This is a genomic window from Sinorhizobium sp. Y406 (assembly GCF_058732025.1).
The window spans coordinates 1003611-1026412 of sequence record NZ_CM178975.1 but is presented as its reverse complement, the minus strand read 5'-3'; the positions used below and the strand labels follow the sequence as shown (position 1 = coordinate 1026412).

General features: G+C 63.7%; 18 protein-coding genes. 13 read left to right on the top strand and 5 right to left on the bottom strand.

Going from position 1 to position 22802, the window contains the following annotated elements:
- Window positions 1-138: 138 nt before the first annotated feature.
- The 11 genes from urtB to repB all read left to right on the top strand — a co-directional run bounded on the left by urtB (window position 139) and on the right by repB (window position 12707).
- Complete coding sequence (gene urtB, locus AC4P1R_RS21665; protein ID WP_492177781.1) at window positions 139-1752, top strand: urea ABC transporter permease subunit UrtB; 1614 nt, start codon at window positions 139-141, stop codon at window positions 1750-1752.
- Window positions 1749-2921: an urea ABC transporter permease subunit UrtC gene (gene urtC / locus AC4P1R_RS21660; protein ID WP_492177780.1), complete on the top strand. Its 1173-nt coding sequence runs from the start codon at window positions 1749-1751 to the stop codon at window positions 2919-2921. Before urtB ends, urtC begins: the two co-directional genes overlap by 4 nt.
- A 5-nt stretch (window positions 2922-2926) precedes the next feature.
- On the top strand, window positions 2927-3679 hold the full coding sequence (urtD, locus tag AC4P1R_RS21655) for an urea ABC transporter ATP-binding protein UrtD (RefSeq protein ID WP_492177779.1): 753 nt from the start codon (window positions 2927-2929) through the stop codon (window positions 3677-3679).
- A 19-nt stretch (window positions 3680-3698) separates the two neighbouring features.
- Window positions 3699-4394 (top strand): urea ABC transporter ATP-binding subunit UrtE, encoded by a 696-nt coding sequence (urtE, locus tag AC4P1R_RS21650; protein WP_069461006.1) that lies wholly within the window; start codon window positions 3699-3701, stop codon window positions 4392-4394.
- A gap of 231 nt (window positions 4395-4625) precedes the next feature.
- Window positions 4626-5018, top strand: coding sequence for a BRA0787 family protein (locus AC4P1R_RS21645; protein ID WP_069461007.1), 393 nt, complete (start codon window positions 4626-4628; stop codon window positions 5016-5018).
- A gap of 296 nt (window positions 5019-5314) precedes the next feature.
- Window positions 5315-6439: a sugar ABC transporter substrate-binding protein gene (locus AC4P1R_RS21640; protein ID WP_492177778.1), complete on the top strand. Its 1125-nt coding sequence runs from the start codon at window positions 5315-5317 to the stop codon at window positions 6437-6439.
- A 77-nt stretch (window positions 6440-6516) separates the two neighbouring features.
- Window positions 6517-8064 (top strand): sugar ABC transporter ATP-binding protein, encoded by a 1548-nt coding sequence (locus tag AC4P1R_RS21635; RefSeq protein WP_492177777.1) that lies wholly within the window; start codon window positions 6517-6519, stop codon window positions 8062-8064.
- Window positions 8061-9041: an ABC transporter permease gene (locus AC4P1R_RS21630; protein WP_492177776.1), complete on the top strand. Its 981-nt coding sequence runs from the start codon at window positions 8061-8063 to the stop codon at window positions 9039-9041. Before AC4P1R_RS21635 ends, AC4P1R_RS21630 begins: the two co-directional genes overlap by 4 nt.
- Window positions 9038-10030 (top strand): ABC transporter permease, encoded by a 993-nt coding sequence (locus tag AC4P1R_RS21625; protein ID WP_492177775.1) that lies wholly within the window; start codon window positions 9038-9040, stop codon window positions 10028-10030. Before AC4P1R_RS21630 ends, AC4P1R_RS21625 begins: the two co-directional genes overlap by 4 nt.
- Before the next feature lie 319 nt (window positions 10031-10349).
- On the top strand, window positions 10350-11630 hold the full coding sequence (gene repA, locus AC4P1R_RS21620) for a plasmid partitioning protein RepA (protein WP_492177774.1): 1281 nt from the start codon (window positions 10350-10352) through the stop codon (window positions 11628-11630).
- Window positions 11631-11633: 3 nt separating this feature from the next.
- Window positions 11634-12707, top strand: a complete 1074-nt coding sequence (gene repB / locus AC4P1R_RS21615; protein ID WP_069461012.1) for a plasmid partitioning protein RepB — start codon at window positions 11634-11636, stop codon at window positions 12705-12707.
- A 1-nt stretch (window position 12708) separates the two neighbouring features.
- On the opposite strand, the gene AC4P1R_RS21610 is transcribed toward repB, so the two are convergent.
- From AC4P1R_RS21610 to AC4P1R_RS21600, 3 genes are read right to left on the bottom strand one after another with little or no spacing between them, the layout of a single operon-like run.
- Window positions 12709-13872, bottom strand: a complete 1164-nt coding sequence (locus AC4P1R_RS21610; protein WP_492178784.1) for a Gfo/Idh/MocA family protein — start codon at window positions 13870-13872, stop codon at window positions 12709-12711.
- Window positions 13873-13894: 22 nt separating this feature from the next.
- Window positions 13895-14818 carry a TIM barrel protein gene (locus AC4P1R_RS21605; RefSeq protein ID WP_151612241.1) on the bottom strand — a complete coding sequence of 308 codons (924 nt, stop codon included), beginning with the start codon at window positions 14816-14818 and terminating at the stop codon, window positions 13895-13897.
- A gap of 36 nt (window positions 14819-14854) precedes the next feature.
- Window positions 14855-15769 (bottom strand): sugar phosphate isomerase/epimerase family protein, encoded by a 915-nt coding sequence (locus tag AC4P1R_RS21600; protein WP_069461015.1) that lies wholly within the window; start codon window positions 15767-15769, stop codon window positions 14855-14857.
- A gap of 197 nt (window positions 15770-15966) precedes the next feature.
- On the opposite strand from AC4P1R_RS21600, the gene AC4P1R_RS21595 reads away from it, so the two are divergent.
- The gene (locus tag AC4P1R_RS21595) at window positions 15967-16968 is read left to right on the top strand and encodes a LacI family DNA-binding transcriptional regulator (protein ID WP_492178783.1); all 1002 of its coding nucleotides are present in this window, start codon (window positions 15967-15969) and stop codon (window positions 16966-16968) included.
- A gap of 18 nt (window positions 16969-16986) precedes the next feature.
- Here the strand turns inward: AC4P1R_RS21595 and AC4P1R_RS21590 are convergent, their stop codons facing one another.
- Window positions 16987-17391, bottom strand: coding sequence for a DoxX family protein (locus AC4P1R_RS21590; RefSeq protein ID WP_492178781.1), 405 nt, complete (start codon window positions 17389-17391; stop codon window positions 16987-16989).
- Window positions 17392-17450: 59 nt separating this feature from the next.
- Complete coding sequence (locus AC4P1R_RS21585) at window positions 17451-19214, bottom strand: adenylate/guanylate cyclase domain-containing protein (protein ID WP_492178779.1); 1764 nt, start codon at window positions 19212-19214, stop codon at window positions 17451-17453.
- A 509-nt stretch (window positions 19215-19723) separates the two neighbouring features.
- Between AC4P1R_RS21585 and AC4P1R_RS21580 the strand changes: the two genes are divergently transcribed.
- Entirely contained in the window at window positions 19724-22549 is a 2826-nt protein-coding gene (locus AC4P1R_RS21580) for a DNA translocase FtsK (RefSeq protein ID WP_492178777.1), read from the top strand.
- The last annotated feature ends 253 nt before the right edge of the window (window positions 22550-22802 follow it).

The window sequence follows — 22802 nt, the reverse complement described above, 5'->3', positions numbered from 1 at the left end:
TCCGGACGGAGGGACTTTGGCTGCCGAAGGACGCACGCACTGCAAGGCAGGACGTGATCGGTCGGGCGACGCGAAGGCGGGCGGGATGGGCAGGAGCCTACCGTTCCATCCGCTCTGAACTGACGAAGCGAGAGGCGAATGTACCGCATCTTCCTATCCATGCTGGTAGCCGTGTTCCTCATTGCCGCAGCCGCCCCGGGGGCTCGAGCCGAGGAGGGGCTGCGCGAACTGGTGAACGCCTTCGGTGAGGCCAAGCTCTCCGACCTGGACGAGCACATCGCGGCGCTGGCGAAGACCGGCGACCCGAGGGTTGTGCCCATCCTCGAAGCGCTCGGCGAGGGCGATCTCTATGTGCGCAAGGCGGATGGCCAGGTGTTCTTGACGACGGGGAGCGGTTCGAAGCTCACGCTCACCGACCCGGTGTCCGGAGAAAGTGCCGGTGAGGCGCCGAAGGCGTCCCTTTCGAAGGTCAAGGTCAACAACGGCATCCGCCGTGCGGTGCGCACCGCGCTCGGCAGCCTGACGCTCATGAGCCCCGACCGCAATGCACGCCTCAAAGCGGTGCAGTCGGTGCTGCAATCGCCGAATGCCGATGCCCTCGACGCCATCGAGAATGCGCTTGCCGCCGAGAAGGATGCCGAGGTCGGCGCCCTGCTCGAGCAGGCACGCGCCACGTCCCTCCTGATCTCCGACCGGACGGTCGAGGAGAAGCGGCGGGCGGTTCAGACGCTCAAGGAAGGCGGCGGGCGCGACGCGCTCTCCGTCCTGTCCTCGTCGCTCGGTGCGGCAGACGAGACCTTGAAGCCGGACATCGAGGCGGCCATTGCCGGCCTCGAGCAGACGCAGGCGCTGTGGGCGGCCGGGCAAAACGTTTGGTATGGGCTTTCCCTCGGCTCGGTGCTGCTTCTCGCCGCGATCGGCCTTGCCATCACCTTCGGCGTCATGGGCATCATCAACATGGCGCATGGCGAGATGGTGATGCTCGGCGCCTACACGACCTTTCTGGTCCAGGATGTCGTTCGCGGTTCCTTTCCCGGTCTCTTCGACTGGTCGCTGGCGATCGCGCTGCCGCTCGCCTTCCTCGTCACCGGCGTGGTCGGACTGGCGATGGAGCGCGGCGTCATCCGCTTTCTCTATGGCCGCCCTCTCGAGACCTTGCTTGCCACCTGGGGCATGTCGCTGATCCTGCAGCAGGCGGTCCGCACCATTTTCGGTCCCACCAATCAGGAGGTGGGCAATCCTTCCTGGATGTCCGGCGCCTTTGACCTTGGCGGGCTGACGATCACCTGGAACCGCCTCTGGATCATCGTTTTCGCGCTCGCCGTCTTCGCCGCGCTGCTCTTCCTCCTGAAGAAGACGCCGATGGGCTTGCAGATGCGGGCCGTGACGCAGAACCGACGCATGGCCTCCTCGATGGGCATCCGCACGCCATGGGTCGATGCGCTCACCTTCGCGCTCGGCTCCGGCATTGCCGGCATGGCGGGAGTCGCGCTCTCGCAGATCGACAACGTCTCGCCAAATCTCGGCCAGGGTTACATCATCGACAGCTTCATGGTCGTGGTCTTCGGCGGCGTCGGAAATCTCTGGGGCACGCTGGTCGGTGCCTTCTCTCTCGGCATCCTCAACAAGTTCCTGGAGCCCTATGCCGGGGCCGTGCTCGGCAAGATCCTCGTGCTCGTGCTGATCATCCTCTTCATCCAGAAGCGGCCGCGCGGGCTGTTCGCACTCAAGGGCCGGGCGGTGGAAGCATGATCACCTCGTTTCTCGTCAAATCGCTGGACCGAACGATCGTCATTGCCGTGGCGATTCTCATGGCACTCGCCGTTCTCGTGCCGGCGCTCAACCTCCTGACGGCGCCGGATCATCCGCTGCATGTCCCGACCTACCTCGTCTCGCTCTTCGGCAAGTATCTGACCTATGCGCTGCTGGCGCTCGCGCTCGACCTCGTCTGGGGCTTTTGCGGCATCCTCTCGCTCGGGCACGCGGCCTTCTTCGCGCTCGGGGGCTATGCCATGGGCATGTACCTGATGCGCCAGATCGGTGCCCGCGGCTCGTATGGCGACCCGCTGCTGCCGGACTTCATGGTGTTCCTCAACTGGAAGGAGCTGCCCTGGTTCTGGTACGGCTTCGACATGTTCTGGTTCGCGGCGCTGATGGTCGTGCTCGTCCCGGGCTTCATCGCCTTCGTCTTCGGCTGGTTCGCCTTCCGCTCGCGCGTCAACGGCGTCTACCTCTCGATCATCACCCAGGCGATGACCTATGCGCTGCTGCTCGCCTTCTTCCGCAACGACATGGGCTTCGGCGGCAATAACGGCCTGACGGACTTCAAGGACATTCTCGGCTTCAGCATCCAGGCGGACGGCACCCGCGCCGCCCTGTTTGCCGCCTCGGCGCTGGCGCTCGCCCTCTCGCTCGTCATCACCTCCGGCATCGTGCGCTCGAAGCTCGGCAAGGTACTGGTGGCGCTCAGGGATGCGGAAAGCCGCACCCGGTTCCTCGGCTACCGGGTCGAGCACATGAAGCTCTTCGCCTTCACCGTCTCTGCGATGATGGCGGGCGTCGCCGGCGCGCTCTACGTCCCGCAGGTCGGCATCATCAATCCCGGCGAGTTCGCCCCCGGCAATTCCATCGAGGTGGTCATCTGGACGGCTGTCGGCGGCCGCGGCACGCTGATCGGCCCGATCGTCGGCGCGATCCTCGTCAATGGCGGAAAAAGCATCTTCACCGCCGCCTTTCCCGAATTCTGGCTCTTTGCGCTCGGCGGACTGTTCGTCCTGGTGACGCTGTTCCTGCCCAAGGGCGTGGTCGGCACCGCGCAGGACTTCCTCGCGCGAAGGCGCGCCGCTCGCGCGAGGGCCCGGAGGCAGAACGGGGATGTGGAAGGGGGCCTTGCGGCCGTAGAACCAATGGCTGCGGAGTAATCGTCATGACCGAGAAGAAACCCAGGAGCCTGCTTTATCTCGATGGCGTTTCCGTCTCCTTCGACGGCTTCAAGGCGCTGAACTCGCTCTCCTTTATCGTGGAGCCGGGGGAGTTGCGAGCGATCATCGGGCCGAACGGCGCCGGCAAGACGACGATGATGGACATCATCACCGGCAAGACGCGGCCGGACGAGGGCGAGGTCTATTTCAGGGGCGACATCGACCTCACCCAGAAGGACGAGGCGGAAATCGCCCAGCTCGGCATCGGCCGCAAGTTCCAGAAGCCGACGGTCTTCGAAAACCACACGGTCTGGGACAATCTCGAACTGGCGTTGAACCGCCGCCGCGGCGTCTTCGCCACGCTGTTCTATCGGCTCACCGGCGAGGACAGGGCCTGGATCGAGGAAATCCTTTCGACCGTGCGGCTGACCGCGCGCCGGGACGATCTTGCCGCCAATCTCTCGCATGGCCAGAAGCAATGGCTGGAAATCGGTATGCTGCTCGCCCAGGAGCCGGAGCTCTTGCTCGTCGACGAGCCGGTCGCCGGCATGACCGATGCGGAGACGGCGGAAACCGCGATCCTGCTCAAGGAGATCGCCAGGACGCGCTCCGTCGTCGTGGTCGAACATGACATGGGCTTCGTCCGCGAGCTCGGTGTCAAAGTCACCTGCCTCGCGGAAGGTTCGGTGCTGGCCGAGGGCTCGATCGATTTCGTCAGTAACGATCCGAAGGTGATCGAGAACTATCTCGGCCGATGAGCGGAAGGATTTCTATGCAATGCTGAAGGTCGAGAACGTCAATCTGCACTACGGCGCCGCCCAGGCGCTGCGTAACGTCTCCTTCACGGCGGAAATGGGCAAGATCACCTGCGTGCTCGGGCGCAACGGCGTCGGCAAGTCGAGCCTGCTTCGGGCGATCACCGGTCAGCATCCGGTGACTTCCGGCACGGTCGCCTTCAATGGCACGGTGCTCGGCGGCATGGCGCCTTTCCGCCGCGCCAAGCTGGGCGTCGGCTATGTGCCGCAGGGGCGCGAGATCTTTCCGCTGTTGACGGTGAAGGAAAATCTGGAGACCGGCTATGCGCCACTGAAGCGGGCAGATCGCTCGATCCCCGAAGACATCTTCAGCCTGTTTCCCGTTCTTCAGTCGATGCTGGCGCGGCGCGGCGGCGATTTATCCGGCGGCCAGCAGCAGCAGCTTGCGATCGCCCGCGCGCTCGTCACCCGCCCGAAGATCCTTGTGCTCGACGAGCCGACCGAAGGTATCCAGCCGTCGATCATCAAGGATATTGGCCGGGCGATCAGATATTTGAAGGAATCGACCGGCATGGCGATCCTGCTCGTCGAGCAATATCTCGACTTCTGCCGCGAGCTTGCCGACCACGTCTACATCATGGATCGCGGCTCCTTCGTGCATGATGGGCCGGCGGAGACGCTGGATACGCCGCAGGCGCGCCGCCATCTGACTGTATAGTCGCGTTTTCCACAGGCCGGGATTCGAACTGCCGTTTCAATGGTTTGAGGCCCGTGCGCGTTTGCCGCGGGGCGGCTCTCCCCTTGTAATCCGGCTTTGCGGCCGATTGCGTTTGCGCCGGGGCGAGCTTTGAACCATACTGCGCACGCTTTGTGAAAGAGCATCACAATCCGTTATTGCGGACAGAATTGGCCATTCGCGTTTCCGGCCTCACCCCTTGGAGGAGACACAATGACGAATTTCCTGCCTGAGCTTTACGAAGGGCATGCCCCGATCACGCTTCAGACCCTCTTCAGGGATGCTCTTGAAGCCTATGACGATTGGGAAGAAGACATGCCGGAGCCGATCGTTACCTTCGAGGGCAAGGTTCTCCCGATCAGCGCCGTCTTCGAATGGATGAGGCCCTGCACGGATATTCTGCCCGCCAACATGCTCGGTATCATTACCGATCAGCTCACGAAGCCCTGGCGCGGCTCAGGGCCACTGGACGAGATGACCTTCTCCACCGCCGCCCGGGTCATGTCCATCCTTGTCCGGCGCCGCCTCATGCGGTTCGGCCGCGGCTCGATCGAGGCTTTCCTCGATCGATTCAACCCGCCTCAGAGACCCGGACGCGAAGGCTGAGGAGAACTCCTCGGAAGGCGCGGCCGCGGCCGCGCCCATTCAAATTCGACAGGCGTTACGCTCCGTCCTTCGTTGGCCGCAGCCGTCGCTTTACACAAGATATTGGTAGCGCTACGATTTCGCCATGACGCCCTCGGGAGGAGCCTGTCGGGCGTCACTGGACTTGCGTATCGATGATTTGCGCCGTTGGTGGAGCTTGCCTTGTCCGCTCCAGCCGGCAGACGTGTCTGCGACGGATGATCGCCGCGGCACCCGATCGATGCCGATCGCAGAATGACATAACGGGAGGGAATTCGATGACCAGAACGCTCGTCAGCGGCATTCTCACAGCCGCTGCATTCGCACTTCTATCCACCACCGTCACCGCAGAGCCTGAAATCGTCGCCGGCCCTTCGGCCGATCCGGAGTGCTTCGCTCCGTGGACGCCCGAGACGAAATTCTTCAAGTTTCCGAAAAAGGAGGGGCCGTACCGGATCGCACTCGCCAATGGCTATATCGCCAATACCTGGCGCATTCAGATGATCCAGACAGCCAAGGCCTATGCCTCACAGCCGGACGTTGCGGCCAAGCTCAAGGAGTTCAAGGTCGTGTCCACGGGCGAGGACGTCCCGGCGCAGATCTCGGCGATCAACAATTTCATCGATTCCGGCTATGACGCGATCATCGTCAATGCGCAGAACCCCACCGCCTTCGGGCCGGTCATTAAGCGGGCCAAGGAAGCGGGCGTGGTGCTGGTCGCGTTCGACAACGTCCTCGACACCGAGGACGCCATCAACGTCAATGTCGACCAGAAAGGCCTCGGCGTGCTCTGGGCGAATTGGCTCGCCAAGCACCTTCCGGAAGGCGGCAAGATCCTCGAAGTGCGCGGCGTGCCCGGCACTTCTGTCGATACCGATCGCCACAACGGCATCCAGGAGACTTTCGCCGCCACGGGCAAGAAATGGGATGTCGTCGAGGTGCTCGGCAAGTGGGACGATCCGACAGCGCAAAAGGCGACTGCGGATGCGATCGCCGTCCATAAGAAATTCGACGGCATCACCGCGCAGGGTGGCGACACCGGCGTGGTACAGGCGCTGATCGACGCCGGTCATCCCTTCGTGCCGTTCGGCGGGGAGACGGAAAACGGATTCCGGAAGTTCTGCGCCAAGCACGCGGACGAGGGACTGAAGTGCTCGTCGGCCGGCACCGGCCCGGCCCAGGTCGCGGTCGCCATCAAGACGGCGATTGCGGCCCTCGAGGGCGAGGTGGTGCCGCAGTCGATCAAGCTGCCGCTGGCGATCGTCGAAGATCCGAACTTCAAGGAGGGCCAGGATTATTATCCGGACCAGTCCGACAACTTCTTTGTCGGCAATGCCTTCCCGACCTGCGGCATCAACTTCACGGCCCAGGAGATCATGGGTCAGACCAAGGAGAACCAGTAGCTTCTCCCCTTTGAACGATGCGCATGCCGCGCCTTCTGCCGTGCGGCATGCGCTGACAATTCGGTCCGAGGCACCCGATGATCGCAGCAGAGACACCGTCCCCGCTCATCCGCATGGAAGGCATATCGAAGCGCTATGGCGGGGTCCGCGCCCTTGAGAATGCCCATCTCGAAGTTGCGCCGGGCCGAATTCATGCGGTTCTCGGCGAGAACGGTGCCGGCAAGTCGACGCTCATCAAGATCATGGCCGGGGTCGTGGCGACGGACGAGGGTCGGATGCTGCTTGATGGCCGGGAGGTCACGTTTCGTTCGCCGGCCGAGGCTGCGGCGGCAGGGATCGCCTGCGTTTTCCAGGAACTTTCATTGATCCCGGACCTGAGCGTCGCCGACAATATCATCATTTCCAACCCTCCCCACCGTTTCGGCCTGATCGACCGGCGTGCCCAGCGCGCTCTCGCGGAGGAGGCCCTGGCGCGAGCCGGCGCCGATGACATCCATCCGCGCGCAGCCGTCAAGGATCTGCCGCTCTCACGCCGGCAGATGGTGGAGATCGCCAAAGCGCTTGCCTCGAAGCCGCGGGTGCTCATACTCGACGAGGCGACCTCGGCGCTTACGGCGAGCGATGTCGCGAAGGTCTTCGCGGTTCTGAAGCGGTTGCGTCAGGAAGGCCTTGCGCTGCTCTATATCTCGCATCGCATGCACGAGATCACCGAGCTTGCCGATACCTGCACGGTCTTTCGCAACGGTCGCAATGTCGCGACCTTCCCGGCCGGGAGCCACAGCAACAGCGACATCGTCCAGATGATGATCGGGCGCGAATACAGCAACGTCTTTCCCGCAAGACACAGGCGGGCGGTTGTGACCGCGAAGGCGCCGGTGCTCGAATGCCGAAATCTCGGCTGGGGCGATCGGCTGCGCGATATCTCGTTCTCGGTCGCCGAGGGAGAGGTCGTCGGCCTCGGCGGGCTTGAGGGCCAGGGCCAGCGGCTGCTTCTTCTCGCCCTCTTCGGGGTTTTGCGCGGAATGAGCGGCTCGGTGCTCGTCGACGGTCGGCCGGTGACGATCAGCAGTCCGACGCAGGCGCGCAAACCGCCTCTCTCCATGGCGCTCATCCCCGAGGACCGCAAGACGGAGGGCTTGATGTTGCCGATGACCGTGCGGGAGAACCTTTCCTTCGCGGCGCTCGACCAGATCTCCGCCGGCGGCATCATCGATCGGAAGAGGGAAGGGCAACTGATCAACGACATGGTGCGGCTGCTGGAGATCAAGACCGCCGGCCTCGACGTGCCCGTCGGCGCGCTTTCCGGCGGCAATCAGCAGAAAGTTGTGATTGCCAAATGGCTGATGCGAAAGCCGCGGATCATTCTGCTCAACGACCCGACGCGCGGCATCGACGTGGGCACAAAGCAGGAGCTCTATCAGCTGTTGCGGCGGCTGGCGGAGGCCGGGGCGGCGATCGTCTTCTATTCGACGGACTACGACGAGCTGATCGGCTGCTGCGACCGGGTGCTGGTTCTTTACGACGGCCGCATCGTGCGGGAACTCAAGGACGGTGAGATCAGCGAACGCGCGCTTATCGCCAGCGCCCTCAATGTCGACGAAGGTCAGGAGGGAACAGCGGCATGAACGAGTGGCGCTATTGGCTGAACGAACAGCGCGGGACGCTGACCGGGCTCGCGCTTTTCCTTGTGATGTTTGCCGTCTATGTCGCCAACCACCCGGCCGGGTTCACCGCGAATGTCGTTCACACCGCTGCCAACAAGGGCGTGCTGCTTGCCTTTGTCGCCATGGCACAGGCGCTGGTGGTGATCACCGCCGGCATCGACCTGTCGGTCGGCATGATCTTCGTGCTCACCAACTGCATTGCCTCCTGGATCGTCGTCGGCGCGGCCGTGCCTACGGCTCTCGGCGTCGCAGCGGTGCTGATGGTCGGGGCGCTCTGCGGCGCGATCAACGGCCTTCTCGTGATCTACGGACGTCTGCAGCCGATCGTCGCGACGATCGCGACAGGAGCCGTCTATTTCGGCCTGGCGCTCCTGCTTCGGCCTTTTCCAGGCGGCTCCGTCAACGAGACTCTTGCCGACGCGCTGACCGGTCGGCTTTTCGGGGTGGTACCCTCGAGCCTGGTTGCGCTGACCGCCGTCGTCCTCATCGTCTGGCTGCCCTTCAAAAGATCGATCGTGGGCCGGGCTGCCTATGCGGCAGGCTCTTCCGAGCAAGCGGCCTTCATGTCCGGCATGCCGATCCGGCGCGGCAAGTTTGCCGCCTATCTCCTGGGCGGACTGCTCGCGGGAATGGGGGGATTGTTCCTCACCTTCTTCACCTATACTGGCGAAGCGGCCTATGCCAGCGGCAATGCCTATACGCTGTGGTCGATCGCCGCAGTCGTGCTCGGCGGGGTGTCGCTCTATGGCGGTCGCGGCAGCGCGGTGGGGGCGATCTTCGGCGCCTTTGCGGCGCGCACCACTGGCGACATGCTGTTTGCCTTCGACGTCGACCCGCTGTGGCAGCCGCTCCTTCAGGGCATCGTGCTTTTGATCGCGGTCAGCATCGGCTCGCTCGCGCTCCTGCGTGTCCGTAACCGGCTGGACTGGTTCCAATGAGCGAGACGTCCGAAAGCCGAATTTCGATCCGGGCGCGCCTTCCCGGTCTTCTTCGGCGCGCCGATCCCGCCGTGCTGACTGCCTTCGGCTGCATCCTGCTTCTCCTTTCGCTCGGCAGCCTCTATTCAAGCAACTTTCTATCACCGGACTATCTGCTGCAACAGCTCAAGGTCGCGTCTTTTCTCGGCGTCGTGGCCGCCGGGATGATGGTCGTCATCCTTCTCGGGCATATCGATCTGTCGGTTCCTTGGGTGATGACAAGCGGCGCCATGATGGCCTGCGCCGCGGCCGGGCTCGGCAGCATGGGAGCCGTTGTCGCCATTCCCGCCGGCGTTCTCTGCGGCGTCGCCTTCGGTCTCTTGAACGGCGTCGGCGTCGCCTTTCTGCGCATCCCTTCGATGATTGTGACGCTTGCGTCCAATGTGGTCGCACAGGGGCTGATGGTCGTCTACACCGGCGGCTTCTCGCCTCAGGATTCGGCGCCCCCCGCCGTCAGGTGGCTTGCAACCGGCGCAATCGTTCCGGGCCTGCCCAATGCCATCCTCGTCTGGCTCGCAGTCAGCATGGCGATGGTGTTCCTGTTGACGCGGACCGCTTTTGGTCGCGCCGTCTACGGCATCGGCAACAGCGAGCGCGCAGCCTTTCTCTCCGGCATCGGCACAAGGCGGGTGGTCATGATGGCTTTCGCCTTGTCTGGCGCCTTGAGCGCCTTCGGCGGCGTGCTGCTCGCGGGCTATGCGTCCAAGGCTGCGCAGGCGATGGGGGATCCCTATCTGTTGCCGTCCATCGCGGCGGTCGTGCTCGGCGGCACGTCCATCCTCGGCGGCCGCGGCTCCTACTACGGGACGGTCGCAGGCGTCATCTTGATCACGCTCCTGCAATCGATCCTCTCCGTCATGCAGATGCCGGAGGCCGGCCGTCAGATCGTCTACGGCGTTGTCATCATCGTGATGCTGTTGCTATACGGCCGCGCGCCGCCGAACCGCTAGCGCATCAGCTCGAAATTCGGGCCTAGAATTTACAGCGGTCTTTGCGCGTCCGAAAAGACGCGGCGCTGCAAACGTCCAATCCTTGAGAAATGGCTTGACGCGAATCAGAGGATGAATCATTCCTCTAACGGAACAGATCGCATATTCCGAAACTCAGCGTAGCTCAGCGATTGCACTGTAAGGAATGGCGGCGGGCGCAGTTGTGCGGCCGGCGAAGAGGCTTCGTCGTCTTTTGCCACTGCGCCGATTCAAAGAGTTCACGGCGGCCTTCGCACGTCCGAAAGGGTGCGCGGCGCCGTAGGTATGGGGGGATTTGGCGATGGACATGACGGGTTCGACGGCCGAAGCCGCAAGCGCAATCGGCGAGTTGGCGACGGCCGGCCAGGGCCTTCGCAGGTCAGCGGACGAGGCGATTGCGGCGGATGCGCGGGCGCTTTCGGAGCAGTTGAAAGCCATGCGCGACCGGCTGTTCCCGCCTTTGGCGAGGAAGACGCTCAGAAGCTTCACCTCCGGCGAGGCCGCAAAACTCATCGGCGTTTCTGACGGCTATCTCCGGCAACTCTCGCTTGCGGGCGAGGGGCCCCAGCCTGATACCGGCGCCGGCGGGCGTCGCTCCTATTCGCTTTCCGACATCAACGCGCTGCGCCGCCATCTTGCCGAACAGGCGATTGCCAAGGGCAACGGCGCCAAGGCGCGCGGCTACCTGAAATGGCGCGATACCAGGCGCGGCGAGCATCTGCAGGTCGTTTCCGTCACCAACTTCAAGGGCGGTTCCGGCAAGACGACGTCGTCGGTTCATCTGGCCCAGTACCTTGCCTTGACCGGCCACAGGGTGCTGGCCGTCGACCTCGATCCGCAGGCCTCGCTCTCGGCGCTCTTCGGCTACCAGCCGGAGCTGGACCTGACCGGCAACGACACGCTCTACGGCGCCATCCGCTATGACGCCGAGGCGCGGCCGCTGCGAGAGATCATCCGCGAGACCTATTTCGACGGGCTCGACCTGGTGCCGGGCAATCTCGAGCTGCAGGAATTCGAACACACGACGCCGCAGGCCTTGAGCGCCCGTCAGAGCGGCTCGGATGCCGGGCCCCTGTTCTTCGCCCGGGTGCAGACGGCGCTCGCAAGCGTCGCCGATGATTATGACGTCGTCGTCATCGACTGCCCGCCGCAGCTCGGCTATCTGACGCTCTCGGCGCTCTGCGCCTCGACCTCAGTCATCGTCACCGTGCATCCGCAGATGCTCGACGTCGCCTCGATGAACCAGTTCCTCTACATGACCTCGGACCTGCTGAGCGTCGTGCGCGAGGCCGGCGGCGAGCTCAATTTCGACTTCCTGCGCTATCTCGTCACCCGCTTCGAGCCGAATGACGGGCCGCAGGCGCAGATCGTCGGTTTCATGCGCTCGCTCTTCGGCGATCGGGTGCTGACCTCGTCGATGGTCAAGTCGACGGCGATCTCCGATGCGGGGCTCACCAAGCAGACGCTCTACGAGGTGGGCCGGGAGAACTTCACCCGCGCCACCTATGACCGGGCAATCGAGTCGCTCAATGCCGTCAACGGCGAGATCGAGGCTCTCATTCACGCGGCGTGGGGGCGCTAAAAGATGGCAGGCAACAACCGGAAGAACGAATTGCGGGCGCTGTTCATGGGTGGGGCTCCGGCCTCTCCACAGGCCGCGGGTGAGCCTTCTGCGGACCCGGCCGAGTTGACACCTGTCAACAGAAGCACGCCCGCCCCGACTCCGCCACGCGCGGCCTCCGGCGCGGTCAAGGCCATGGGGCTTTCACTCGGCAGCATCACCCGCGAGGCGGAGGAGGCGCGCGCACTTCGCGAGGCGCTGACGGCGGGCGAGCGCGTCGTTTCGCTCGATCCGGCGCTCGTCGAAGCCTCCTTCATCGAAGATCGCCTGACCGACGGCGAAGTCGACGATCCGGATTTTGTGGCGCTCGTCGAGAGCATTCGCGAGAACGGGCAGCAATCTCCGATCCTTGTCCGCCCGCATCCGGACAAGCAAGGGCATTACCAGACCGCCTATGGTCATCGTCGCCTGAAGGCGGTGCGCCGGCTCGAGCTCCAGGTGAAGGCGATCGTCCGGCCGCTTTCCGACGACGAATTGGTGCTGGCCCAGGGCAAGGAAAATGCCGAGCGGCGCAACCTCTCCTTCATCGAGCGGGCGCTTTTCGCTGCGGCGCTTGCCGCACGCGGTTTCGACCGCAAGGTGATCGGCGATGCGCTTGCGGTGCAGAAGAGCGAGCTCTCCCGTCTCCTACAGGTCGCCGACAGCGTACCGCACAACGTCGCGCGCGCCATCGGTCCGGCACCCAGGGCCGGCCGCGCCCGCTGGATGGCGATCGGCGCACTGCTTGATAAAGTGGACGCGCGCGTCGCGGCAGAGGAGGAGATCGCTTCTTCGGAATTCCGCGCCGCCGACACCGACCAGCGCTTCCAACTGGTCTTCGATCGGCTCTCCGATGGGGACAGGCCGAAGCCGGAAATGCCGGAAGAGTTGAGGGACGAAGCCGGACGAGTCTACGCGCGCCTGAGGCGCAACGGGAAGTCGCCAACAATCGAGTTCGTACCCGAAACGCATCCTGTCTTCGTCAACGAGGCGGTGAACATGCTGGGGAAATACCACGCGAACTTCATGGATCGTCAGAAGTCGCTGCTCCGTCGCTGATTTACCCGTAGTCCACCCAGACGCCGCCCCGATCGGCCGAGCGGACGCAGTTTTCGACCCAGCGTACGCCCTCCAGCCCGGCGTCGATGCCGGGAAAGACGAGGTCCTTGCTGCTTTCCGGCGCCAACCCGCGATGGCCGTTGATCGCCAGGCCGAAGCGGCGGTAGAGGTTGCCCCAGGCCTCGAACAGGCCTTCCGGATGGCCGCCGCCGATACGATCGTCGAGGCGGGCTTGCGGATAGAGATAGTCCATGCCGCGCTCGAGGATGCGGACGGGTTCGCCCTGGATCTCGTAGGAGAGCTGGTTCGGCCGCTCGTCCCACCATTCGATGCTCGCCTTCGATCCGACGATGCGAAGCTTCTGACCGTGCATGGAGCCGGCATTGACAGCGCTCGACCAGACATTGGCAATCGCGCCGTTGTCGTATTCCATCAGGGTCACCGCATTGTCCTCGAGCGGTGCCCGGCTCTTGATGAAGCTCTGGCGCACGCACATCAGCCGCTTGATCTTCATGTGCGGCAGGATGACCTCGGAAAGATAAAGCGGATGCGTGCCGACGTCGCCGAGCACATAGCTGGGTCCGGCGAATTTCGGGTCGACGCGCCAGCGGGTCGACGGGTTCCGTTCCTCGACGGCGGCGCTGTGGAAACCGTGGGCGAATTGCAGGTTGACGATGCGGATTTCGCCGAGATCGCCGTTCTTCACCATGGCGCGGGCCTGCTCGATCATCTGATGGCCGGCATAGCCATAGGTGACGCCGACGATGAGGCCGCGCGCTTCTGCCAGTGCCTTCAGTTCCTTCGCTTCGGCAACGGTGAAGCAGAGCGGCTTTTCGCAGACGACGTGGATGCCGTGTTCGAGCGCCGCCTTGCAGATCCCGAAATGGGTGTTGTTCGGCGTTGCGATCGAGACCGCTTCGATGCCGTCGGCGCGCTTCGCCTCCTCCGCGAACAGCGTCCGGTAGTCCGGGTAGCTCCGCTGTTCGTCCAATCCCAGGTCGATGCCGAAGGTGCGGCCCCGCGCCGCATCGATATCGAAGGCGCCGGCGACGAGTTCAAATGTGTTGTCCCTCAGCGCCGCCGAGCGATGGATGTAGCCGATCTGGCTGCCGCGCCCGCCGCCGATCATGCCCCAGCGGATCGGTTTCGTTCTCTTCTCTGACATTGTGGTGTTCCCAAGTGTTGCTTCAAAACCCGACCGAGCGCAGATAATCGCGACTTTCCTTCACGTCGGTGAGGCTTCCCGCCACACTCAAGGGATCGCGTTCCTGCTCGACCGTGATGAAGCCCTGATAGCCGATCTCGTCGAGCGCCTGCCTGATTGCCGGGTAGTCGATGATGCCGCGCCCGATCGGGCACATGACACCTTGCGCGCAGGCCTCGAAGAACCGGATATTCTCGCCAAGCACCCGGCGGAAGACCGTTTCGTCGATGTCCTTGAAATGCACATAGTCGAGGCGACCGCCATATTTCTTCAGCGTCTCGACCGGGTCCATGCCCGCGTAATAGGTGTGGCCCGTGTCGATGCAGAAGCCCGCAAGCGCCGCCGGCACGTCGTTAGCGATCCGCTCGATCTCGTCGGCGAATTCAATATAGCCGCCGGCATGCGGATGGATGACGGCGCGCACGCCGTATTTGTCGCGGGCGACCGCGGCAATCGCCTTGATATTGGCAACCATGCCGCGCCACTCCTCGTCCGATAGCCGCGGCGCACGGTCGTAATGGCCGGCGGAATAATCCCGCTCGTCGTGGCCCCAGTCCATGACGGTGAGATAGGGCGTCCTGAAACGCTGACCGGATAGCTGCTGCGGCTGCGGCAATCGCGTGATGACGGCGCAGATTTCGTCGGTCTGGCGCAGCAGGTTGGCCTGGTTCTCCGGCGAGACGAGATCGTCGAAGATCGTGCCGGCGACGATGAAGAGCTTGCGTTCGTCAAGCGCCCGGGCGACCCGTTCGGACTCGAGCGGCACATAGCCGTAGGGGCCGAGTTCCAGACCGCCATAGCCGGCGGCCGCCGCCTCGTCGAAGACGCGCTCCCAGGCGGGCAGGTTGGGGTTGTTGACGTCGTCAACGCCCCAGCAGCAGGGGGCGGTCGTGATGGTGATGGTCATGGGAGTCGTCCCTGTCGATGCTCGGTAAGTGAACGCTTACGCGCGTTCGGCCGGCCAATATTTGTCCACGTATTTCTGAATTTCCTCCCGCATGAAACGGCCGGACTCGTCGGCGCGCTCTTCCCAGCCGAAGACGCAGGCCGTGACGATGCCGTCGAAGCCGACCCCGGCGAGCGAGGAAAAGAAGACGTCCCAGTTGATCTCGCCCTGATACATGTCCATGTGCTGATGGATGGTCACCTTCGCGCCGGGCGGGTTGATGATGTAGCGCAGACCGGACGAGGCCTTGTGGTTGTAGGTATCGGCCACGTGGACATGGGCGATCAGCGACCCGGCCTCGCGGATCATCTCCGCCATGTCATTGCCGAAGTAGAAGGTATGCGGCGCGCAATAGAGAAACTTGACGTTCTTGGAACCGATCGTCTTCAGCATGTCGACGGCCGGCTGCAGCGTCTCGCACCAGTCTTCCGGATGGGGCTCCATGTTGAGCGTTACGCCTTCCTTCTCGAAGACCGGCACAAGTTCCTCCATAGAACGCCACCACGCGGCCTCGCTGTGCTCGTGGCTATGCATGCCGCCACAGCAATTGGAGCGATGGCCGCGGTCCGGCGAGGGACCGCGGCCGAATTCGGAATTCATCGTGTCGCAACCCATCTCGACGGCCGCCTGGATCGCTTCCTTCCAGTAGCGCACCGCCGCCTGGCGCTCGTCCTCATGCGGGCTTGCCCAGCGATACATTGGCAGGATCGATGCGAGCTTTACGCCGTGGTCCCTGAGCGCCGACTTGAATTCGGCGATCCGCTCTTTGTGCGCGCGCGGTCGCACCCACCAGGGGAGAAAATCCTCGCGCGGCGAAAGCTCGATATGGTCGTAACCAAGCTCGGCGGCCTTCCGGCATAGGTCGCGCAGGCCGAGGTGGCGATGCATATAGGGGTCGAGTGCGATCTTCATAGCTGCTCCTCCGTCGCACCAATCGCTGGAAGCGAGCGGCGCCCGATCTTCGAGTTGTGGTTCGGATCGAGAGATCCTCCCGAACTGTCGGAGAGACTAGCTCCGGCCGCTTCCGGGCCCTAAATCTACTTTGATCAAATTTGATCATTGACGAGGGTTCCTCTCGCCGGTTGAACTGCGTTTCAGGAGGGAGTGCCATGGTGAGGATCACCCTGAAGGATGTGGCGCGGGAGGCCGGCGTCGGTACAGCGACGGTCGAGCGCGTCGTCAACGGCCGCGGCGGGGTTCGGCCGGAAACGGTCGAAAAAGTCTTTCGCGCTGCGCGCAAGCTCAACTATCGCCACAGTTTGCCGGAAGCGCATAGGGGGATGATCCGGATCGAGGTCATTCTCGTCCGCCCCGAGACGAGCTTCTACTCGCGTATGAACCACGCCTTCGAGCGGATCGCGGCGCTACTGGACAAGAGCATCGTCGTGCACCGCACCTTCGCCCGCGAGAACGATCCGAAGGAGTTCGCCCATCACATTGCCCATCCGACGGTTCGCCGCTCGGCGCTGATCGTGGTGGCGCCGGACCATCCGGATGTGGTGAGGAGCCTGAGGACGGTCGCCGGCGAGGGCACGCCGGTCGTGCAGATCATGACGAGGCCTGCTCCGGAACTCGCCTATGTCGGAATAGACAATTACGCCGCGGGACGAACGGCTGCCTTCTACATGTCGCGGATGCTCGTCGGGCGGCGGGGCGCTTTCGTAGCGCTCTGCCACAGCGGCGCCTATGAAAACCACAAGGAACGCATCCGCGGCTTTTCCGCCTATCTCGCCGAACACGTCGGTGATCACTTCTTCAGCCAAGTGATGTTCGATTATGACGATGACATCACCTCGATGGAACTCCTGCGCGCGGCGCTTCGCGACGATCCGGATATCATCGGCCTCTACACCGCCGGCGGCGACAACCGCTCGGTGGCCGCGATCCTGAAGGAGCACGCGGCGCGCGACGTCTGCTGGGTCGGCCATGAGCTCTCCGAGCAGTCGCGCAAGGCGCTCAACGAGGGTGTCATGGCAATCGTGCTCGACCAGGCGCCGGAGATCCAGGCGAGGCGGTCGATCGACCTGATCCTGCGCTCGCTCGAACTGATTGACGTCGACGTCGGCCCCGAACCGGTACGGTTCCTGACGGTTACGGCGGAAAATGCGTGACTCCGCCAGCCGTGCCGCTCAGGCGCGCCCGGCTCGTGCATCCAGACTGAAGCCGCCAGCGCCGAATGCCATCACCTGCAGGAAACCGCCCGTAATTGCGATGTTTTTCATGAAATGAATCGTCTGATTCTGGTCCGCGAAGTCCATATGAAAACCGAGTGCCGATGCGAGGGTGAAGAGTGCCAGGACGAGTGCCGCCAGCCTCGTTCGGTAACCGAGGACGAGAAGGATGCTGCCGCCGAGTTCCACCAGCAGGGCAACCGCATAGGCGAACCACGGCAATGGCAGATTGGCCGCGCTTATATAACCGACTGTACCAGAGGGATCGACCAGCTTTTCCACGCCGGAAGAGACGAAGATAGCCGAGAGAAGCAGTCGGCCCAGGAGCGCGAGGGAACTTGAAACTGCAAGATTGTTACCCATGTCGGTTGCCCTTTCTCCACGAGTGTGGCGCCTCCATGCTCCCATGGACCGGGCTCTGATTAAATGGAGACGCCGGCCAGCCGGAGGCCGTCCGCCAGCCGATCGAGCAGGCCGGGATCCCGGTAGGGCAGGGCGCGCTTGAGATGATCGATGGAAAAATTCGGGTTGACCTCCAGCACCTCTCGCCAATAGCGTCGTGCTTCTTCGTGTCGTCCAGTGCGACCATAAAGGCAGGCGAGATAAAAGCGCGTCATGTCCGATCGCGGCGCAAGCGTCAGTCGACGCTTGAAGGCGATCTCGGCCTCGTCAAAGCGTTCGAGGCTCAAGAGAGCCCTCCCGAGAAAATGCAGCGACAAATCGAATTGCGGATCGAGCCGGTTGGCCCGCGTATACAGCGCCAGGGCGTCTTCGTGCCGCCCCTGGAAATCCCTTATGCTGCCCAGTGCGGTATAGGCGGTGGCCGAATTTGGGTCGAGCTCGAGCTCCCGCTCGGCAGCGCGCTCCGCCTCATCCAGACGTCGCATCCAGGCAAGGGCAAGCGAGAGTGCGTGTAGGCCTTGCGGCTCGGTTTCGTCCGTTTCGATTGCCTTTTGGGCCAGTTCGAGGGCCTGCGAGAGATTGTCGGGGGTCGCGCCGTTCCACTGATTAATGAAGTCGGTCAGGGCGACGATCGAGAGTGCGGCGTAGGCCGCCGCCAGGCCCGGATCGATCGTGATGGCGCGCTTCAGCATGCTGCGCGCGTCCATGGACGATTGTGCGTTGAACTGCAGGGTGGACCGGCGGGAGCGAACGAGCAGATCATAGGCTTCCGGATCGACCTTGCCGCGGCTCTCGCGCCGCTCCTCTTCGCTCGGGGTCAACTTTACTCGCAGCGCCTCGACGATCGTGCGGGTCACTTCGTCCTGCACTGCGAATATGTCTTCAAGTCCGCGATCGTAGCGTTCGGCCCACAGATGGCCGCCGGTCGTCCCGTCGATCATCTGGGCGTTGATGCGGATTCGGTCGGCGGCCCGACGCACACTGCCTTCGAGAACATAGCGGACACCCAGTTCCCGGCTCACTTTGCGGATGTCCGGAGACTTGCCCTTGTAGGCGAAAGAGGAGTTCCGGGCGATCACGAAGAGCCCGGATACCTTCGAGAGATCGGTGATGATGTCCTCGGTGATGCCATCGGCGAAATAGCCCTGCTCCGGATCGCCGGACATGTTGTCGAACGGCAGGACGGCTATCGATGGCTTCCGTGGCAGCTGCGGCGTGGTTTTGCCCTCGGTTTCGACCGGATCGATCGCGCGACCTTCCGGCGACCACGTCCAGATGTGCACCGGGCGCTCGATGTTCTTGACGTCGTGATTTCCGCCATCGATGAAATCGAGCCCGACGCGACCATGCACGTATTCATGAATACCGTCCGAAATCGCCACACCACCGGGAGCGGCAAGCGCCTCTATGCGGGCAGCCACATTGACGCCGTCGCCGAAAAGGTCGCTGTCGTGGACCATGATATCGCCGAGGTTTACGCCGACGCGCAGGACGATGGCGGGGGTCTCCGACGCCGCCCGGTTTGCGGACGCCATGGCCTCCTGAAGTGCTGCGGCGCATTCGACCGCATTGACGGCGCTGCCGAACTCGACGAGCACACCGTCTCCGGTCCTCTTGAAGACGCGACCCTGATGGCTGGCGACGAGCGGCTCCAGCACCTCTGTCCACCGCCCCATGAGCAGCGTATGGGTGCCCTTTTCATCCCGCTCCATGAGCCGGCTGTAGCCGACTACGTCCGCCGCCAGAATGGCAGCAAGCCTGCGTCTGATGGACTCGTTGGCCATGTGCGATGGCACCTTCCCAAGCATACGCTCGCGCGTGGGCCGTCGAAATATATGCTCAGTTTGCTTTGCCGCAGGTATTCTGATCGGAAATCATAGGGCACTTTGCCGGACCAGCTTCGCGCCCGATCATGAGATTTTACCGGCGACCAGCTTCGATGTCTATTCAGATGAGGCCAATCCGTCGGCGGTGCTGATTCGGCTCCGCACCTGAAGGGCGTTCAAGGTCCGGTGGCGCGCAGCTCTTGCCCCTTTAAGGGATGATCGCTTTCTTCCGGGCCGTGCAGTTTTTCCGCGGTTGAAACAGAAATTGATGAGCGGTCAAAGCCGGCGAAGGCGCGGGGTTCAATTACCGGAAAACTCCGGCTGCGCGGTCTCGTTGGGCCCTCGAAAAGCGGGCATTGGGGGGCTCAGGCGCATCCGGCGGGCTCCCCCGGGAAGGAACTTGTTAACCTTCATTTCCTATTCGCTAGGAACAGCCCCTTCGATGATGAATTTCGAGTTTTCAGGCCATGCGTATACCCCGGACAAACTTCTCGACGGCAGCTTTGCATGAGGCAGATCAGGCGGATGAATTCGGACATCCGCGTCTGGAGATGCCGGGACACACACACACCCAGTCGGAAACGCCCGCCGCTCACGATCACCTGTTCGAGGCACCGGAAGCGCCGCGCCGAGTTGGCCGCCGCGAGGCCGACGATGCGGGCTATGTAAACCGGGCGGCACGGCTCTATGGTCATGGCTCCGCCTATGCGCCAGCGCAGGTGACGGCGCTGACGCGCGACCCGCTGCCGACGCTTGCCGACATTACCGGCCAATCGGAGGGGCCGAGTTGGGAAAGCCATTTCTTCCTCTCGCCGAATGTCCGCTTCACCCGCACGCCGGAGCGCGAATTCATGAAACGCCGGGCACCCGCGGTCGAGGAAGAAGAGGCCGAGGAGAGCGCGGTCGTAGAAAACCCGCCCGAAGACCAGGCAGTGCCGCTCGCGGCCAATGATCTCCCGGAAGTGCGAGCGGCGGAACCGGCCCCGGCCGGCGTCGCGCCGCCCGTCGCACCCGAAGCGGACGCGCCGGCTCATAGCCCGTCGGAGCTCTTGCGCGTGCTGATGCGGCAGTTGCCGCACTGGTCGCACATGCAGTCCGCGGATGCCCCGCGGGCCCCGCGGGCCATCCCGGAAACCCTCTCCGCGGAGGGGATACCAACCGTCGCCAAGGCCGAGGAGCCGCAATTCGCGCAGCCTCAAGCAGCGGCAGAGGCCGCCGTCGACGAGACCGTTCTCGGTTTCACCCCCATGCTCAAGGCCGGCGCCGAGCTTGCGCACCTCTCCGATCATGCGTTCTTCGAATTCATACCGCTGGAGATGCCTGCGACCGGCACCTCCCGGGTTTCCGTCGGTCCGGCGGAAGCAACGGTGGAGACCCCGAAGCAGAGCCATGCCCCGAAGCAGACGCAAGTCTCGGCGGCGGCCGTGATCCCTGCCAAATTTCCGGCGATGCCGCAGACCGCGCCCGCCGCGCCGGCGGAAGAACTGCCGGCAGCGATCACCTCGCTTTTCCGCATCGTCGAATGCCGGCGACCGGCGACGGTCGATCATCTGGAACAGACGGAAGCGGCCGATGTCGTGCCGGTGGCCGCGCAGACCGCGGCACCGGCTGAGCCCGATGAAACGCCGGTGGTCAAGGAAGAGGAGACGCAGCCTGCTGCGACCAAGGCCGCGGTAACCATGCCGGCCGTCGTCGAACGGGCGGCCGCGCCGCTCCAGCCGGTCGTTCGAAGCACCCGGCTCTCGGGCGCCGATTCCTACGAATATCCGTCCGCGGAGTTGTTGCAGGAGCCGCCTGAGGGCCAGGGCTTCTTCATGACGCAGGAGCAGCTCGAGCAGAATGCGGGGCTTCTCGAAAGCGTGCTCGAGGATTTCGGCGTCAAGGGCGAGATCATCCATGTGCGCCCCGGTCCGGTGGTGACGCTTTATGAATTCGAGCCGGCGCCCGGCGTCAAATCCTCGCGCGTCATCAACCTTGCAGACGACATTGCGCGCTCGATGTCGGCGCTCTCGGCGCGCGTCGCGGTCGTGCCCGGCCGTAACGTCATCGGCATCGAGCTACCGAATGCGACGCGTGAAACCGTCTATTTCCGCGAACTGATCGAATCCGTCGATTTCCGCAAGACCGGTTGCAAGCTGGCGCTCTGCCTCGGCAAGACGATCGGCGGCGAACCGGTAATCGCCGAACTCGCGAAGATGCCGCACCTGCTCGTCGCCGGCACCACCGGTTCGGGCAAGTCGGTGGCGATCAACACCATGATCCTGTCGCTGCTCTACCGGCTGAAGCCGGAGGAATGCCGGCTGATCATGGTCGATCCGAAGATGCTCGAACTCTCCGTCTATGACGGCATCCCGCACCTGCTGACGCCGGTCGTGACCGATCCAAAGAAGGCGGTGATGGCGCTCAAATGGGCGGTGCGCGAAATGGAGGACCGCTATCGCAAGATGTCGCGCCTCGGCGTCCGCAATATCGACGGCTACAACCAGCGGGCCGCGGCCGCCCGCGAAAAGGGCGAGCCGATCATGACCACGGTCCAGACCGGTTTCGAGAAGGGGACCGGCGAGCCGCTCTTCGAGCAGCAGGAGATGGATCTGGCGCCGATGCCCTATATCGTCGTCATCGTCGACGAGATGGCTGACCTCATGATGGTCGCCGGCAAGGAGATCGAAGGCGCCATCCAGCGCCTCGCCCAGATGGCGCGCGCCGCCGGCATCCACCTGATCATGGCGACGCAGCGTCCTTCGGTCGACGTCATCACCGGCACGATCAAGGCGAACTTCCCGACGCGCATCTCCTTCCAGGTCACGTCCAAGATCGACAGCCGCACCATTCTCGGCGAACAGGGCGCCGAACAGCTTCTCGGCCAGGGCGACATGCTGCACATGGCCGGCGGCGGCCGCATCGCCCGCGTTCACGGCCCCTTCGTCTCCGACCGCGAGGTCGAGCTCGTCGTGGCACATCTGAAGACCCAGGGCCGTCCCGAATATCTGGAAACGGTCACGGCGGACGAGGAGGAGGAAGAGGAGGAGGACCAGGGCGCGGTCTTCGACAAGAGCGCGATCGCTGCGGAAGACGGCAACGAATTGTACGAGCAGGCGGTGAAGGTGGTGTTGCGCGACAAGAAGTGCTCCACGTCCTATATCCAGCGCCGCCTCGGCATCGGCTACAACCGCGCCGCCTCGCTGGTCGAACGCATGGAAAAGGAAGGCCTGGTGGGTGCCGCCAACCATGTCGGCAAGCGCGAGATCATCTACGGCAACCGCGACAATGGGGCCGGCGACGATATGGATTGAATGGGCGGCTGCTTCGGGCACACGCTCGACGTTGACATTGAGCTCGCGGCGACACCCCCTCTGGCCTGCCGGCCTTCTCCCCCACAAGGGGGGAGATCGGATGTGGCACGCGCGTTGCACCCATCAAGCGGCTATGCATTGCCAAGCCTTCCCGTTGGGGCGATTGGCTCGCCGCGAGTCGATCTCCCTCCCCTTGTGGGGGAGAAGGCCGGCAGGCCAGAGGGGGTATTGCGTCCGTCCCCTGATTGTTCTT

What these genes read in the sequence shown, in the direction of transcription:
- urtB (WP_492177781.1), top strand. Translation starts at nt 139, where the DNA reads ATGTACCGCATCTTCCTATCCATGCTGGTAGCCGTGTTCCTCATTGCC.
- urtC (WP_492177780.1), top strand. Translation starts at nt 1,749, where the DNA reads ATGATCACCTCGTTTCTCGTCAAATCGCTGGACCGAACGATCGTCATT.
- urtD (WP_492177779.1), top strand. Translation starts at nt 2,927, where the DNA reads ATGACCGAGAAGAAACCCAGGAGCCTGCTTTATCTCGATGGCGTTTCC.
- urtE (WP_069461006.1), top strand. Translation starts at nt 3,699, where the DNA reads ATGCTGAAGGTCGAGAACGTCAATCTGCACTACGGCGCCGCCCAGGCG.
- AC4P1R_RS21645 (WP_069461007.1), top strand. Translation starts at nt 4,626, where the DNA reads ATGACGAATTTCCTGCCTGAGCTTTACGAAGGGCATGCCCCGATCACG.
- AC4P1R_RS21640 (WP_492177778.1), top strand. Translation starts at nt 5,315, where the DNA reads ATGACCAGAACGCTCGTCAGCGGCATTCTCACAGCCGCTGCATTCGCA.
- AC4P1R_RS21635 (WP_492177777.1), top strand. Translation starts at nt 6,517, where the DNA reads ATGATCGCAGCAGAGACACCGTCCCCGCTCATCCGCATGGAAGGCATA.
- AC4P1R_RS21630 (WP_492177776.1), top strand. Translation starts at nt 8,061, where the DNA reads ATGAACGAGTGGCGCTATTGGCTGAACGAACAGCGCGGGACGCTGACC.
- AC4P1R_RS21625 (WP_492177775.1), top strand. Translation starts at nt 9,038, where the DNA reads ATGAGCGAGACGTCCGAAAGCCGAATTTCGATCCGGGCGCGCCTTCCC.
- repA (WP_492177774.1), top strand. Translation starts at nt 10,350, where the DNA reads ATGGACATGACGGGTTCGACGGCCGAAGCCGCAAGCGCAATCGGCGAG.
- repB (WP_069461012.1), top strand. Translation starts at nt 11,634, where the DNA reads ATGGCAGGCAACAACCGGAAGAACGAATTGCGGGCGCTGTTCATGGGT.
- AC4P1R_RS21610 (WP_492178784.1), bottom strand. Translation starts at nt 13,872, where the DNA reads ATGTCAGAGAAGAGAACGAAACCGATCCGCTGGGGCATGATCGGCGGC.
- AC4P1R_RS21605 (WP_151612241.1), bottom strand. Translation starts at nt 14,818, where the DNA reads ATGACCATCACCATCACGACCGCCCCCTGCTGCTGGGGCGTTGACGAC.
- AC4P1R_RS21600 (WP_069461015.1), bottom strand. Translation starts at nt 15,769, where the DNA reads ATGAAGATCGCACTCGACCCCTATATGCATCGCCACCTCGGCCTGCGC.
- AC4P1R_RS21595 (WP_492178783.1), top strand. Translation starts at nt 15,967, where the DNA reads ATGGTGAGGATCACCCTGAAGGATGTGGCGCGGGAGGCCGGCGTCGGT.
- AC4P1R_RS21590 (WP_492178781.1), bottom strand. Translation starts at nt 17,391, where the DNA reads ATGGGTAACAATCTTGCAGTTTCAAGTTCCCTCGCGCTCCTGGGCCGA.
- AC4P1R_RS21585 (WP_492178779.1), bottom strand. Translation starts at nt 19,214, where the DNA reads ATGGCCAACGAGTCCATCAGACGCAGGCTTGCTGCCATTCTGGCGGCG.
- AC4P1R_RS21580 (WP_492178777.1), top strand. Translation starts at nt 19,724, where the DNA reads ATGCGTATACCCCGGACAAACTTCTCGACGGCAGCTTTGCATGAGGCA.